The sequence below is a fragment of the Caldimonas sp. KR1-144 genome, assembly GCF_049446155.1.
Classification (GTDB): domain Bacteria; phylum Pseudomonadota; class Gammaproteobacteria; order Burkholderiales; family Burkholderiaceae_C; genus Rivibacter.
The window spans coordinates 152,011-165,690 of record NZ_JBMSEE010000005.1; the positions used below are offsets into that span (position 1 = coordinate 152,011).

At 72.7% G+C, this 13,680-nt stretch carries 13 protein-coding genes; 10 read left to right on the plus strand and 3 right to left on the minus strand.

The genetic code is table 11. From position 1 onward, the window contains the following. Window positions 1-14 precede the first annotated feature (14 nt). Complete coding sequence (locus ACO2TI_RS13470) at window positions 15-944, minus strand: ABC transporter ATP-binding protein (protein WP_423284977.1); 930 nt, start codon at window positions 942-944, stop codon at window positions 15-17. Between the two features lie 177 nt (window positions 945-1,121). On the opposite strand from ACO2TI_RS13470, the gene ACO2TI_RS13475 reads away from it, so the two are divergent. After that, entirely contained in the window at window positions 1,122-2,159 is a 1,038-nt protein-coding gene (locus ACO2TI_RS13475) for an RNA methyltransferase (protein WP_423284978.1), read from the plus strand. A 150-nt stretch (window positions 2,160-2,309) separates the two neighbouring features. Next, a complete protein-coding gene (locus tag ACO2TI_RS13480; protein WP_423284979.1) occupies window positions 2,310-2,744 on the plus strand; it encodes a DUF2846 domain-containing protein in 435 nt (144 codons plus the stop codon). Between the two features lie 58 nt (window positions 2,745-2,802). Here the strand turns inward: ACO2TI_RS13480 and ACO2TI_RS13485 are convergent, their stop codons facing one another. Next, entirely contained in the window at window positions 2,803-4,452 is a 1,650-nt protein-coding gene (locus tag ACO2TI_RS13485; RefSeq protein ID WP_423285408.1) for an FAD-dependent oxidoreductase, read from the minus strand. A gap of 228 nt (window positions 4,453-4,680) precedes the next feature. Here ACO2TI_RS13485 and ACO2TI_RS13490 point away from each other — a divergent pair, with 228 nt between their 5' ends. The 4 genes from ACO2TI_RS13490 to ACO2TI_RS13505 all read left to right on the plus strand — a co-directional run bounded on the left by ACO2TI_RS13490 (window position 4,681) and on the right by ACO2TI_RS13505 (window position 9,200). Beyond that, on the plus strand, window positions 4,681-6,072 hold the full coding sequence (locus ACO2TI_RS13490) for an NfeD family protein (protein WP_423284980.1): 1,392 nt from the start codon (window positions 4,681-4,683) through the stop codon (window positions 6,070-6,072). Beyond that, window positions 6,069-6,848, plus strand: a complete 780-nt coding sequence (locus ACO2TI_RS13495; RefSeq protein WP_423284982.1) for a slipin family protein — start codon at window positions 6,069-6,071, stop codon at window positions 6,846-6,848. Before ACO2TI_RS13490 ends, ACO2TI_RS13495 begins: the two co-directional genes overlap by 4 nt. 49 nt (window positions 6,849-6,897) lie before the next feature. Then, on the plus strand, window positions 6,898-8,205 hold the full coding sequence (locus ACO2TI_RS13500) for an MFS transporter (protein WP_423284983.1): 1,308 nt from the start codon (window positions 6,898-6,900) through the stop codon (window positions 8,203-8,205). Between the two features lie 182 nt (window positions 8,206-8,387). Next, window positions 8,388-9,200 (plus strand): GSU2403 family nucleotidyltransferase fold protein, encoded by an 813-nt coding sequence (locus tag ACO2TI_RS13505; RefSeq protein WP_423284985.1) that lies wholly within the window; start codon window positions 8,388-8,390, stop codon window positions 9,198-9,200. On the opposite strand, the gene ACO2TI_RS13510 is transcribed toward ACO2TI_RS13505, so the two are convergent. Continuing rightward, window positions 9,201-10,064, minus strand: coding sequence for a LysR family transcriptional regulator (locus ACO2TI_RS13510; RefSeq protein WP_423284987.1), 864 nt, complete (start codon window positions 10,062-10,064; stop codon window positions 9,201-9,203). 130 nt (window positions 10,065-10,194) lie between these two features. Between ACO2TI_RS13510 and bla the strand changes: the two genes are divergently transcribed. From bla to creC, 4 genes are all read left to right on the plus strand, one after another. Beyond that, complete coding sequence (gene bla / locus ACO2TI_RS13515; protein WP_423284988.1) at window positions 10,195-11,064, plus strand: class A beta-lactamase; 870 nt, start codon at window positions 10,195-10,197, stop codon at window positions 11,062-11,064. Between the two features lie 93 nt (window positions 11,065-11,157). Beyond that, the gene (locus ACO2TI_RS13520; protein WP_423284989.1) at window positions 11,158-11,457 is read left to right on the plus strand and encodes a hypothetical protein; all 300 of its coding nucleotides are present in this window, start codon (window positions 11,158-11,160) and stop codon (window positions 11,455-11,457) included. Further along, window positions 11,454-12,161, plus strand: coding sequence for a two-component system response regulator CreB (creB, locus tag ACO2TI_RS13525; RefSeq protein WP_423284990.1), 708 nt, complete (start codon window positions 11,454-11,456; stop codon window positions 12,159-12,161). Before ACO2TI_RS13520 ends, creB begins: the two co-directional genes overlap by 4 nt. A gap of 10 nt (window positions 12,162-12,171) precedes the next feature. Continuing rightward, window positions 12,172-13,608 carry a two-component system sensor histidine kinase CreC gene (gene creC / locus ACO2TI_RS13530; protein ID WP_423284991.1) on the plus strand — a complete coding sequence of 479 codons (1,437 nt, stop codon included), beginning with the start codon at window positions 12,172-12,174 and terminating at the stop codon, window positions 13,606-13,608. Window positions 13,609-13,680 lie beyond the last annotated feature (72 nt).

Genomic DNA, 13,680 nt, shown 5'->3' on the forward strand with positions numbered 1-13,680 from the left:
TCCTTTCGACGGGGTCAAGCGGCGAGGGCGGCGGCGGGCTGGCCCGCGCCATGGCCGTTGCCGTGGGTGCCGGCGCTGCGATGCGCGTGCAAGGTGCTGAAGTACACATCCTCCAGCCCGGCCTCGACCGGCTCGAAGCCGGTGTCCGGCCGCGCGTCGGCCAGCACGTGGACCATCGGCTGGCCGCCGCGCAGGCGCGTGGCGATCACCGGCAGTCGCTCGCGCAGCGCGGGCAACTCGTCCTTGGGCACGCTCGCGCTCCACACGCGCCCACGCAGCTCGTCGATCAGCGCGCGCGGCGTGCCGGCGCGCACGATGCGCCCGCCCACCAGGATCGCCATGCGCGAGCACAGGTCGGTCACGTCGTCGACGATGTGCGTCGAGAGGATCACGACGACGTTCTCGCCGATCTCGGCCAGCAGGTTGTTGAAGCGGTTGCGCTCTTCCGGGTCGAGCCCGGCGGTGGGCTCGTCAACGATGATCAGCCTCGGGTTGGCGATCAGCGCCTGCGCGATGCCGAAGCGCTGGCGCATGCCGCCGGAAAAGCCCGCGATCGCCTTCTTGCGCACCTCCCACAGGTTGACCTGCTGCAGCAGCGCCTCGACCGTTTCGCGCCGCTCGCCGCGCCCGGCCACGCCCTTGAGCACGGCCAGGTGGTCGAGCATGTCCCAGGCCGACACGCGCGGATAGACGCCGAAGTCCTGCGGCAGGTAGCCCAGCGTCGCGCGCAGCTTCTCGGGCTCGGCGAGCACGTCGATGCCGTCGAAGCGGATCGCGCCCGCGCTGGGCACCTGCAGCGTCGCCAGGCAGCGCATCAGCGAGGACTTGCCGGCGCCGTTGGGCCCGAGCAGGCCGAACATGCCGCGCGGGATCTCGAGCGTGACGTCGTCGAGCGCGCGGGTGCCGTTGGGGTAGGTGTGCGAAAGGCCGGAGATCGAGAGCATCGGAGCGGCTCCTGGTGGGAACGGTCTTGGGAAGGCGCGGTGGCGCCCGGGCACAAGCCGCGCACTCTACGGCCGCACCCGCCGCCTGCGCATGGCCGATGTGATGAATCGACGCGCGGGCGGTGCGAACCGTGAGCCCCGCGCGACGCGCTGCACTGCCTACACTTCGGATCCTCCATGCGCATCGACGATCTCCGCCAACGCCTGCGCGCCCTCGGCGCCAAGCCCCGCCACGAGCAAAGCGTGCTCCGGCGCTGGGCCAACGCGCTGCCGATCGCCGAGCGCAGCCCGCGCGAGGGCATCCGTCCGCAAGCGCTCGCCGAGGCGCTGCCGGCGATCGAGGCCGAGCTGGCCGCGCTGGCAACGCTGCGCTCGGCGCACCCTGGCGAAGACGGCTCCGAGCGGCTGCTGGTCGCGCTGCAAGGCGGCGACACCGTCGAGTCGGTCCTGCTGCCGCGCGGCGGCCTGTGCGTGTCGTCGCAGGTCGGCTGCGCGGTCGGCTGCCGCTTCTGCATGACCGGCCGCGAAGGCCTGCTGCGCCAGCTCGGCAGCGCCGAGATCGTGGCCCAGGTCGCGCTGGCGCGGCGCCGCCGCGCGGTCACCAAGGTCGTGTTCATGGGCATGGGCGAGCCGGCCCACAACCTCGACAACGTCGCCGAGGCGATCGAGCTGCTCGGCCACGAGGGCGGCATCGGCCACAAGAGCCTGGTGTTCTCGACGGTCGGCGATGCGCGCGTGTTCGAGCGCCTGCCGCAGATGCAGGTGAAGCCTGCGCTCGCGCTGTCGCTGCATTCCACGCTGCCCGAGCGCCGGGCCGAACTGCTGCCGCGCGCGCCGCGCATCGACCCGGCCGAGCTGGTCGAGCTCGGCGAGCGCTACGCGCGCGCCACCGGCTACCCGATCCAGTTCCAGTGGACGCTGCTCGAAGGCGTCAACGACGGGCCGGAAGAGATCGAGGGCATCGCACGCCTGCTCGCCGGCAAGTACGCGGTGATGAACATGATCCCGTACAACAGCGTGCCCGATCTGCCGTACCGCCGGCCGTCGTGGGAGCGCGCGGCCGAGATCGCGCGCACGCTGCACCGACGCGGCGTGCTGACCAAGCTGCGGCACTCGGCGGGGCAGGACGTGGACGGCGGCTGCGGGCAGCTGCGGGCGCGCGAGCTGGGACCCAGGCTCGCCGAGAAGCGCATCGCGATCCGCGCGGCGTCATAGGTCGCGGCTTCGCGGGCCGGCCTCCACCGCCGTACTGAGGCGCGAGCACCACATGGCCGCCTCGATGGCGTGCGGGGCTCTTACAGTCGCGGCGCGGCCATGCCGCTGTGGAGCCGTACCGGCCCATCACAACCCGAGGAGGAACCCACCATGATCCGTTTCGTCGCCGCCGCTGCGGTCGCCTTGGCACTCACCGGATGCGCATCCGTCCCCATGGGCGACGCCAAGCAAGACGCCGCGCTGAAGACGTTTTCCGTGCCGGCCGACAAGGCCGGCATCTACATCTATCGCAACGAGACGATGGGCGCGGCGGTGAAGATGGACGTCGCCATCGACGGCGCCCCGATCGGCCAGACGGCTGCCAACACCTTCCTCTACAAGGAGGTCGCACCCGGCAAGCACGTCGTCACCTCCAAGGCCGAGAACACCGACCAGCTCGAGGTGGACGCCAAGCCCGGAACGCTCACCTACATCTGGCAGGAGGTGAAGATGGGCGTGCTCTATGCGCGCACCAAGCTCCATCTCGTCAGCGAGGCGGACGGCAAGAAGGGCGTCACCGAAACCAAGCTCGCGGTCAGCAACTGACCGGCCCTCGCAGCGAGACAGGCAAGCTCCCTCGCCCGTGTGCGGGAGAGGGAGAACTTCAGCGCTGCGCCTCGCGCGCCAGGTGCGCGTGGATGCTCGCCACCACCGCGGCGCCTTCGCCGATCGCGCCGCCCACGCGCTTGACCGAGCCCGAGCGCACGTCGCCCACCGCGAACACGCCGGGCAGGCTCGACTCGAGCTGGTCGCGCCAGCCGCTGCCGTCGCTCGCCTTGCTGCACGAGCGGCCGGTGACGACGAAGCCCGCCGCGTCGAGCTCGATGCCGCAGCTCTTGATGCACTCCGTCTCGGGCTCGGCGCCGATGAAGAGAAAGAGATTGCGCAAGGCGCGCCGCTCCGTCTCGCCGCTGCGCCGATCGCGCCAGGTCACCGCCTCCAGGCCGGAGCCGGTCGAGCCTTCGAGCGCGCAGACCTCCTTGTGGCGCAGCAGCTCGATGTTGGGCGTCGACTCGATGCGGTCGATCAGGTAGCGCGACATCGTCGCGGCCAGCCCGTCGCCGCGCACCAGGATCGAGACCTTGCGCGCGTGGCTTGCCAGGTACACCGCCGCCTGGCCGGCCGAGTTGCCGCCGCCGACCAGGGCCACGTCCTGGTTGGCGCAGATGCGCGCCTCGATCGGCGAGGCCCAGAACCACACGCCGCGGCCCTCGTAGGGCGCGACGTTGTCCAGCCCCAGGCGGCGGTAGCGCGCGCCGGTCGCGATGACCACCGTGCGCGCGCGGATGCGCCGGCCGTCGCGCAGGCGCACCGCGTACTCGCCCTCGGGCACGTCGGGCGCGCTGTCGGCGCAGTCGAGTGCGCAGACCTCGGCCGGGATCAGCATCTCGGCGCCGAACTTCTGCGCCTGCACGTAGGCGCGCCCGGCCAGCGCCTGGCCCGAGATGCCGGTCGGAAAGCCGAGGTAGTTCTCGATGCGCGCACTCGCGCCGGCCTGGCCGCCGAAGTGGCGGCAGTCCATCACGATCACGCGCAGGCCCTCGGAGGCGGCGTAGACCGCGGCCGCCAGGCCGGCGGGGCCGGCACCGATGATGGCCACGTCGTGCAGTTCGTCGTGCTCGACCGAGTCGACCATGCCGATGCACTTGGCGAGCTGCTCATCGTCGGGGTTGAGCAGCACCGCGCCGCCGGGGCACACCGCGATCACGTCGTCGCGCCCGCTTCGCATCTGCTCGGCGATCAGGCGCGCGTTGTCGTTGCCCTGCGCGCACAGCAGCTGGTGCGGGTAGCCGTTGCGGCGCAGGAAGTTCTGCAGACGCACCGCGTGCGGCGAGCTGGCGATGCCGATCAGCACCACGCCGCTGGCGCCGGCCTCGATCAGCGCCACGCGGCGCAGGATCAGCGCGCGCGTGATGCGCTCGCCGAGCTCGGCCTCGGCGATCAGCAGCGCGCGCAGCTGCGGCGGCTCGATCAGCAGGGCTTCGACCTCGCCCTCGGCGTGGATGTCCACCAGCGCCGGGCGCCCCGACAGCTGGCCGACCTCGGCGAGGAACTCGCCTGCGCCCTGGCGCACGATCGGCACCACGCGCCCGAGCCCGTCGCGCTGGGTGATGGACACCACGCCGTCGAGCAGGACGAACATGCCGGGCGCCGGCTCGCCGGCCTTGAACAGCGCCTCGCCGGAGGCGAAGTGGCGGCAGTCGCCGAAGCGGCTGATGCGCGCGATGTCGCCCTCGTCGAGCGAGGGAAACATCTGCTCGCGGCGGGTATCGATGGTGCGCGAAGCGGCTGCGGCGGTCGACACGGTGCGCTCTCCCGGCTGGGTTGCAGGCGAGCAGGGATTCTGCGCCGCGCGGCCGCACTTGCGCACCGGCCGCAAGGGGCAGGCGAGGGCCAGGCGATCAGGGGGTGACCCTGTCGCGCTGACAGGCTTGCTTCGGGCGTCCAATGGGCGCCAGGGGGCTCCTCCCATGCGCCGTCCATGACCCACGCCCAGGCTCATCGCAGCGCCGCGGTTCGCTTGCCCGCGCTGGCCGTCGCCTTCGTGGCCGCGCTCGTGCTGGCGCTGGCCGCGTCGGCGACGTCCGCGGCGCCGGTGTTCGTGCTCGAGCTGCACGACGCGATCGGACCGGCCAGCGCCGACTACACGGTGCGCGGGCTCGCCAAGGCCGCCAAGGCCGGCGCGCCGCTGGTGGTGATCGAGATCGACACGCCGGGCGGGCTCGACACCTCGATGCGCCAGATCATCCAGGCCATCCTCGCCTCGCCGGTGCCGGTGGCGGTCTACGTGAGCCCGGAAGGCGCGCGCGCCGCGAGCGCCGGCACCTACATCCTCTATGCCGCGCATGTGGCGGCAATGGCGCCGTCCACGACGCTGGGCGCGGCAACGCCGGTGGCGATCGGCATGCCGGGCGGCGGCGAGAAGCCGCCGGCGGCCTCCGCGCCGGCGTCGGCGCCGGCCGATGCGATGACCGCCAAGCAGGTGAACGACGCCGCCGCGTTCATCCGCGGCCTCGCGCAGCAGCGCGGCCGCAATGCCGAATGGGCCGAGCGCGCGGTGCGCGAAGCGGTGAGCCTGACCGCCAACGAGGCGCTGCGCGAGCGCGTGATCGACGTCGTGGCGGCCGACCTGCCCGATCTGCTGGCCAAGCTCGACGGGCGCAGCGTGCGCGTGCACGGCCAGGAGGCCCGGCTCGCGCTCAAGGGCCTGCCGATCGAGCTGCTGCGCCCCGACTGGCGCCAGCGCCTGCTGGCGGTGATCACGCACCCGAGCGTCGCGCTGATCCTGATGATGCTGGGCATCTACGGCCTGCTGTTCGAGTTCTCGTCGCCCGGCACGGTGCTGCCGGGCACGGTGGGCGCGATCTGCCTGCTGCTGGCGCTGTTCGCGCTGCAGCTGCTGCCGGTCAACTACGCCGGACTGGGCCTGATCGTGCTGGGCATCGCGCTGCTGATCGGCGAGCTGATGGCGCCGAGCTTCGGCGTGCTGGGCATCGGCGGCATCGTGGCCTTCGTCGCCGGCGGCCTGCTGCTGTTCGACAGCGACGTGCCGGGTTTCGGCGCGCCGGTGGCGCTGATCGTCAGCCTGGCCGTCACGTCGGCGGCGCTGGTGCTGCTCGGCGGCGGCATGGTGCTGCGTGCGCGCAAGCGCCCGGTGGTGAGCGGACGCGAGGCGCTGCTCGGCAGCGTCGGCGAAGTGCTGGCCTTGCAGGACGGCCAGGCCTGGGCGCAGGTGCATGGCGAGCGCTGGCGCGTGAGCAGCGGCGTCCCCCTGGCGCCGGGCCAGCGCGTGCGCGTGGTCGCGGTGCGCGGCCTCACGCTCGACGTGCAGATCGAACCAGCGGAACAACGCGAACAAGGAGCCCGACCATGATCCTGGACCTCAACATCGGCCTCGGCAGCGCGCTGGTGCTGCTGGTGTTCCTGGTGCTCAGCGCCTTGCGCGTGCTGCGCGAGTACGAGCGCGGCGTGGTGTTCCAGCTCGGGCGCTTCTGGCGCGTCAAGGGGCCGGGCCTGGTGCTGGTGATCCCGGGCATCCAGCAGCTGGTGCGCGTGGACCTGCGCGTCGTGACGATGGACGTGCCGCCGCAGGACGTGATCTCGCGCGACAACGTCTCGGTCAAGGTCAACGCGGTCGTGTTCTTTCGCGTCGTCGACCCGCAGCGCGCGATCATCGTGGTCGAGAACTTCCTGATGGCGACCAGCCAGCTCGCGCAGACCACGCTGCGCGTCGTGCTCGGCAAGCACGAGCTCGACGAGATGCTCGCCGAGCGCGAGCGCCTCAACCAGGACGTGCAGCAGATCCTCGACGCGCAGACCGACGCCTGGGGCATCAAGGTCACCAATGTCGAGATCAAGCACATCGACCTCAACGAGTCGATGGTGCGCGCGATCGCGCGCCAGGCCGAGGCCGAGCGCGAGCGGCGCGCCAAGGTGATCCACGCCGAAGGCGAGAAGCAGGCCGCCGAGGCCCTGCTCGAGGCGGCGCGCCGCCTGGCCCAGCAGCCCGAGGCGATGCAGCTGCGCTACCTGCAGACCATGACCCAGGTCGCCGGCGACCGCGCCTCGACCATCGTGTTCCCGCTGCCGCTGGACCTCTTGAGCCGGCTGCTGGACAGGCCCGGCGACGACAAGCCGTCACCCGGCTGAGCCACACTGCGAGCCGTCGCGCGATCTCGCCGCGCGAGCGAGCGTTGCGATGGCCTTGTTTCCCCAGGATGCCCTCGAGCCCGGCGTGCGCAAGCGCGAGGTGTTCGGCTGGGCGATGTACGACTTCGCGAACTCGGGCTACACCACGGTGGTGCTCACCGCGGTGTTCAACGCCTATTTCGTCGGCGTGGTCGCCGGCGGCGCCGACTGGGCCACGCTGGCCTGGACGCTGACGATCGCGGTCTCCAGCGCGGTGGTGATGCTCACGCTGCCCGCGCTGGGCGCGTGGGCCGACCTGCGCGGCGCGAAGAAGAAGCTGCTGGCGCTGTTCACCGCCGCCTGCGTGCTCGGCACCGCGGCGCTGGCGGCGGTGGGGCCCGGCGACCTGTGGCTCGCGGTGCTGGCGGTCGCGGTGTCGAACATCGCTTTCTCGTACGGCGAATCGATGATCGCGGCCTTCCTGCCCGAACTGGCGCGGCGCGAGGCGCTGGGCCGCGTCTCCGGCTGGGGCTGGAGCTTCGGCTACCTGGGCGGCATGCTGGCGCTAGGCGCGAGCCTCGCGTGGGTGCTGGCGGCGCAGGCGCGCGGCCAGACCGCGGCGCAGTTCGTGCCGGTCACGATGCTGATCACCGCCGGCATCTACGCGCTGGCCGCGCAGGCCACCTTTGCGCTGCTGCGCGAGCGTGCGCAGCCGCAGCCCGAGGCCAGGCACGGCCACGGCATTGCCGCGTCGCTGCGCCGCCTGGCCGACACCTGGCGCGAAGCGCAGCACTACCGCGACTTCGCGTGGCTCCTGGCCTGCGGCGCGTGCTACCAGGCGGGCATCTCGGTCGTGATCACGCTGGCCGCGGTGTATGCCGAGCAGGCGATGGGCTTCAAGCAGGCGCAGACCATGATGCTGGTGTTCCTGGTCAACATCGCGGCGGCACTCGGCGCGTTCGGCTTCGGCTACGGGCAGGACCGGCTGGGCCATCGCCGCGCGCTCGCGCTCACGCTGGCCGGCTGGGTGCTGATGACCGTGCTGGCCGCGCTGGCCACCGGGCCGGCGCTGTTCTGGGTGGCCGCGGTGATCGCCGGACTGTGCATGGGCTCGAGCCAGTCGGCCGGCCGCGCGATGGTCGGCCTGCTGGCACCGGTGACGCGGCGCGCCGAGTTCTTTGCCTTGTGGACCTTCGCGACCCGCGCCTCGGTGATCGTCGGGCCGATGACCTATGGCCTCATCACCTGGCTGACCGGCGGCAACCACCGCGTCGCGATCCTCAGCACGGCGGTGTTCTTCGTCGGTGGTTGGGTGCTGCTGCGGCAGGTGGACACCGACCGCGGGGCGGCGAGGGCACAGGCGCCCGAACCGGCGTGAGGGACCACGACTCGCCTTCTTGTACTTCCTCTGTTTGAAAGGTAGTACCGGCCGACCTGCCCGGCGGCTTCACGCGCAAGCAGCTGAACGGGCGCGCCTACGTCTACTACCAGCGCAAGGACCCGGCGGGGCGGCCGATCCAGCAGTACGTCGGCCCCGACGACGAGGTCACGCGCCGGCTGATGGCGGCGGCGAACGACGAGTCCGCGGCTCGGGCCCGCGAGCATCTGCGCGGCCTGGTCGGCGCGGCCGAGGCGCTGGGCTGCTACACGGTGGTGCCGAAGCACTTCCGCGTGCTGCAACGGCTGGCCGACCACGGCGTCTTCGCCGCCGGCGCGATCGTCGTCGGCACACATGCCTTCCTGGGCTACCAGAACCTGCTCGGCGTGCGCTGGGCCGACGCCGGCAGCACGGTGGACCTCGACTTCGCCGATCCAGGACGCAATGTCTCGCTGGCGCTCGCGCCCGACGCCCGGGTCGATGCGCACTCGGCGGTCGACTCGCTGCGCATGGGCTTCGTGCCGGTCAAACAGGGCACGCGCTACGTCAAGCCCGACGAGCCCGACTTCGATCTCGACTGGCTGACCGTTCGCACGCGCCAGGGCGACGCGCCCGTGCGCTGCGAGGCGCTGAACGTGTGGCTCCAGCCGCTGCGCTTCATGGAGCTCTCGCTGGAGGCGCCAGTGCCGGCCGCGCTGATGAGCAGCAGCGCCGCGGTCGTGGTCAACCTGCCGCGTCCCGAGGTCTATGCCGTCCACAAGCTGCTGGTGCTGACCGAACGCAGCGACGACCAGGCCTCGAAGGCGCGCAAGGATCTCGCGCAGGCCGCCGCGCTGCTCGCCTGCTTCGTCGAGCGCGACCCCGACGCACTGCGCGAGGTCCTGCACGCCACGCGCGAGCGCGGGCCGGCCTGGCGCAGCGGATTGGACAAGGGCCTCAGGCGGCTGCGCGGACCGTACGCCGACGTGCATCGTGCCATCGAGGCGCTGGCGTGACTACGGTCGCGTCGCCTCGCGCAGCAGCCACGCCCGAAACGCCCCCATCGCCGCACTCGGCGCGCGCGACTTCAGCCGCGTGAGCCAGTAGCGCCCGAGCGAGACGCCGAGCGCGAAGGGCTGCACCAGCCGCTCGTGCCGCAGCGACTCGCCGAACAGCGCGGCGGGCAGCAGCGCGACGCCGGCGCCTTGCTCGGCGGCCGCGGCCATCACGATCGACGCATCGAACACCGGGCCGCGCAGCAGCGGCGCGGGCACGCCGGCGATGGCGAACCAGCGCGGCCATTCGTCGGCGCGGTAGGAGCGCAGCAGCGTCTCGCGCGCCAGGTCGGCCGGCACGCGCAGGCGCTGCGCGATCGCGGGCGCGCACATCGGCGACAGCTGGGCCTCGAACAGCGGTTCGGCCTCGGTGCCGTGCCAGGCCCCGTCGCCGAAGCGGATCGCGCCGTCCAGGCCTTCGGCCGCGAGGTCGACGCGGTTGTTGTGGGTCAGCAGGCGCAGGTCGACGAAGGGGTGCTCGAGGCGAAACGCCTCCAGCCGCGGCAGCAGCCAGCCGACCGCGAAGGTGCCGACCGCCGCGATCGTCAGCACCTCGCGATGCAAGCCGCCCTGGAAGCGCTCGAGCGCCGCACCGATGCGCTCGAAACTGTGGCTGAGCACCGGCAGCAGCGCCGTGCCTTCGTCGGTGAGCGCGAGGCCGCGCGGCAGGCGGCGAAACAGCGGCGCGCCCAGGCGCTCCTCGAGGTTCTTGACCTGGGCGCTCACGGCGTTGGGCGTCACGCTGAGTTCGTTGGCGGCGCGCGCGAAGCTCAAGTGGCGAGCGGCGGCCTCGAAGGCGCGCAGGGCATTCAGCGGCAAGGACATCCCTCAGATTATCTTGGGCCAGACCGTCGAAATCAGCGTTTGTGCGAGTGCTGCGCCGCCCCTATCGTGCGCGCCACGGTGCACCGGCCTTCACCTTGAATCCACCTCGAAACACCTGGAGATCCCGACGATGAACCGACGCCAGTTCGGCGGCACGCTGGCCGCCCTCGCGGCACCCTGGCCCTGGGCCTGGGCCCAGAATTCCTTGGCGAACCCGGCCGAAGACTGGGCCGCGATCGAGCGCCGCGCCGAGGCGCGCCTGGGCGTGGCGGTGCTCGACACCGCGACCGGTGCGCTCGACGGCCACCGGCTCGACGAGCGCTTTGCGATGTGCAGCACCTTCAAGTGGCTCGCGGCCGCGCTGGTGCTGCGCCGCGTCGACCAGGGCCAGGAGCGGCTCGATCGCCGCGTGCGTGTCCAGCGTTCGGACCTGCTGAGCTACTCGCCGGTGACCGAAAAGCGCGTCGGCGGGGCCGGCATGACGGTGGCCGAGCTGTGCGAGGCCGCGGTCGCGGCAAGCGACAACGCGGCGGCCAACCTGCTGCTCGCGAGCTTCGGCGGCCCGGCCGCGCTGACGCGCTTCGCACGCACGCTGGGCGACGACAAGACGCGGCTCGACCGCATCGAGCCCGCGCTCAACGAGTCGCGCCCCGGCGACGAGCGCGACACCACGACGCCGCGCGCGATGGCCCACTCGCTGCGCACCGCCGCGCTGGGCGATGCGCTGTCGGGCGCCAGCCGCGCCCAGCTCGTGCGCTGGCTGCAGGCCACGGTGACCGGCACCGAACGGCTGCGTGCCGGCTTGCCCGACGACTGGCGCATCGGCCACAAGACCGGCACCGGCGAGCGCGGCTCGACCAACGACGTGGCGGTGCTGTGGCCGCCGCGGCGCGCGCCGATCGTCGTGGCGGCCTACCTGACCGACAGCGAGGCGCCCTTTGCGCGGCGCGAGGCGGCGCTCGCCGCGGTGGCGCGAAGCGTCGTCGCGCGCCTGGCGTGATGCCGCCGCGCACCCGCTGCCGCGGCCAGTAGACTGCGCGGGCGCCGTGCGGTTCGGCGCCCACGACAAGCAGTTCAGGAGGAGCCCGTCACGATGTTCGGACGACTGGCCAGGTATTGCGTGCTGGCAGGCTTGGCACTGCCGATGATGGATGCCTTCGTCAAGGCGGCGACGCTGCCGTGGGTGCTGCGGCCCGCGATCGTGGCGTGGTACGCCGCCGCGCTGCTGTTTCCGCTGCACTGGCTGAGCGGCGGGCGCATCGTCAGCGCCACCGGCACCTCGGGCCGGCGCGACGACCCGTTCGGCTTCTGGCTCGGCGTGGCGACCTACACCGCCACGCTGTGGATGCTCGCGATCGTGATGAACTGGGCGCTGGGAGCGCGGCTGGGGTGAGTGCGCCGGCGGTCCTCCTGCTCGAGGACGACCCGGCGATCGCCGCGACCGCGGCCTTTGCGTTGCGCCGCGAAGGCTGGGCCGTGACCCAGGTGCTGCTGGTGCGCGAGGCCGAGCGGCTGATCCGCGCCGAGCCGCCGGCCGTGGCCATCTTCGACATCGGCCTGCCCGACGGCAGCGGGCTCGAGCTGTGCCGCAGGCTGCGCCAGGATGCCGATCCGCGCCTCGCCGCGCTGCCGCTCCTGATGCTCAGCGCGCGCAGCGAGGAGATCGACCGCGTGCTCGGCCTTGAGCTCGGCGCCGACGACTACATGGCCAAGCCCTTCAGCCCGCGCGAGCTGGTGGCGCGCGTGCGCGCGCTGCTGCGCCGCGCGGCGCTCGCGCCGGCCGCCGCGCCGCCGCCGGCCTCGCCGTTCGAGCTCGACGAGGCCGGCATGCGCATCCGCTACGCCGGCCGCTGGCTCGCGCTGACGCGCCTCGAATACGGCCTGCTGCGTGCGCTGCTCGCGGCGCCGACGCGCATCCACAGCCGCGAGTCGCTGCTGCGCGCCGTCTGGGGCGAGGCCAGCGACGCCAGCGACCGCACCGTCGACACCCACGTGAAGACGCTGCGCGCGAAGCTGCGCGAAGTCACGCCGGGCCGCGACCCGATCGCCACCTACCGCGGCCAGGGCTACGGCATCGCCGACGATTCGCGCGGCTGAGATCACGGCCATGCACCTGGGCCTGCGGCTGCTGTTCGGCTTCTTCGTCGTCACCGGCATCGCGGCCTGGTTCGTGCTGCGCGTCTTCGTCGCCGAGATCCGGCCGAGCGCGCGCGACGTCACCGAGGACGTGCTGATCGACAGCGCCAACCTGCTCGCCGAACAGGCCGCGCCCGACCTGCGCGCGATGCCCGCCGGCGGCACGCTCGAAGGCACGCGCTTCGCGCAAAGCGTTGCCGCCTACGCGGCGCGGCCGATCGATGCGCAGATCTGGGGGCTGCGCAAGCAGACGCTGGACTTTCGCGTCTACGTGACCGATGCGGCGGGCCGCGTCGTGTTCGACTCCGGCCCGCGCCCCGAGCTCGGCGCCGACTACTCGCGCTGGCGCGACGTCGCGCGCACGCTGCGTGGCGAGTACGGCGCGCGCGCGACGCGCGTGGTGCCCAGCGACGACAGCAGCTCGGTGATGTACGTCGCCGCGCCGGTCACCGACGGCGATCGCGTGCTGGGCGTGCTGACGATCGCCAAGCCGCAGTCCACGGTGCACCGCTTCATCGAGCGCGCCGAGCGCAAGGTCATGGCGGCCGGCGCCTGGCTGCTGGTGTTGTCGCTGGCGGTCGGCGTCGCGGTGACGCTGTGGACCGTGCACTCGGTGCGCCGCCTGCGCCGCTATGCGCAGCAGGCCAGCGAAGGCGAGCGCCTGCCGGTGCCGGCGCTGCCCGGCGAGCTGGGCGAGCTGGCGCAGGCGATGGGCGAGATGCGCGATCGCCTCGACGGCCGCCACGAGGTCGAGCAGACGATGCGCGCGCTGACGCACGAGCTCAAGAGCCCGCTGACGGCGATCGGTGCCGCCGCCGAGCTGCTGCACGACGATCTGCCGCGCGCCGACCGCGAGCGCTTCGCGGGCCAGATCGGCGAACAGGTGCAGCGCCTGCGCGCGATGGTCGAGCGCCTGCTGGAGCTGTCCAAGCTCGAGAGCCTGCGCGCGCCCGAGCATCCGGTCGAGCTGTCGCTGGCCGCACTGCTGCGCGCGCAGCTGCAGGCGCAGTCGGCGTCGCTGGCGCAGCGCGGGCTCGTCGTGCGCTGGCTCGCCGACGAACCGGCCACGGTGCGTGGCGACGCCGAACGGCTGTCGCTGGCGATCTCGAACCTGCTGGCCAATGCGCTGGCCTTCGCGCCGGAGGGTTCGGCGCTGGAGGTCGCGGTGCGGCGGCAGGCGAACGACGTGCATCTGGAGCTGCGCGACCACGGTCCGGGCGTGCCGGACTACGCGCTGCCGCAGCTCGGACGGCGCTTCTTCTCGCTGCCGCGGCCGTCCGACGGCGGCAAGGGCAACGGCCTGGGGCTGGCGATCGCGGCCCAGGTCGCCGCGCTGCACGGCGGGCGCCTCGTGTTCGAGCCCGAACAGCCCGGCCTGCGCGTGCGCTTCGTGCTGCCCGCCGCGTGAACCCGTGCCGGCTTCACGCCGGCTTCACACAGCCCATCGTCGCCGCACATGCGGCGCCGAGCATGCACGCCA

Coding starts and splice junctions, on each gene's coding strand:
- ACO2TI_RS13470 (WP_423284977.1), bottom strand. CDS start 944: ATGCTCTCGATCTCCGGCCTTTCGCACACCTACCCCAACGGCACCCGC.
- ACO2TI_RS13475 (WP_423284978.1), top strand. CDS start 1,122: ATGCGCATCGACGATCTCCGCCAACGCCTGCGCGCCCTCGGCGCCAAG.
- ACO2TI_RS13480 (WP_423284979.1), top strand. CDS start 2,310: ATGATCCGTTTCGTCGCCGCCGCTGCGGTCGCCTTGGCACTCACCGGA.
- ACO2TI_RS13485 (WP_423285408.1), bottom strand. CDS start 4,452: ATGTTTCCCTCGCTCGACGAGGGCGACATCGCGCGCATCAGCCGCTTC.
- ACO2TI_RS13490 (WP_423284980.1), top strand. CDS start 4,681: ATGACCCACGCCCAGGCTCATCGCAGCGCCGCGGTTCGCTTGCCCGCG.
- ACO2TI_RS13495 (WP_423284982.1), top strand. CDS start 6,069: ATGATCCTGGACCTCAACATCGGCCTCGGCAGCGCGCTGGTGCTGCTG.
- ACO2TI_RS13500 (WP_423284983.1), top strand. CDS start 6,898: ATGGCCTTGTTTCCCCAGGATGCCCTCGAGCCCGGCGTGCGCAAGCGC.
- ACO2TI_RS13505 (WP_423284985.1), top strand. CDS start 8,388: ATGGCGGCGGCGAACGACGAGTCCGCGGCTCGGGCCCGCGAGCATCTG.
- ACO2TI_RS13510 (WP_423284987.1), bottom strand. CDS start 10,064: ATGTCCTTGCCGCTGAATGCCCTGCGCGCCTTCGAGGCCGCCGCTCGC.
- bla (WP_423284988.1), top strand. CDS start 10,195: ATGAACCGACGCCAGTTCGGCGGCACGCTGGCCGCCCTCGCGGCACCC.
- ACO2TI_RS13520 (WP_423284989.1), top strand. CDS start 11,158: ATGTTCGGACGACTGGCCAGGTATTGCGTGCTGGCAGGCTTGGCACTG.
- creC (WP_423284991.1), top strand. CDS start 12,172: ATGCACCTGGGCCTGCGGCTGCTGTTCGGCTTCTTCGTCGTCACCGGC.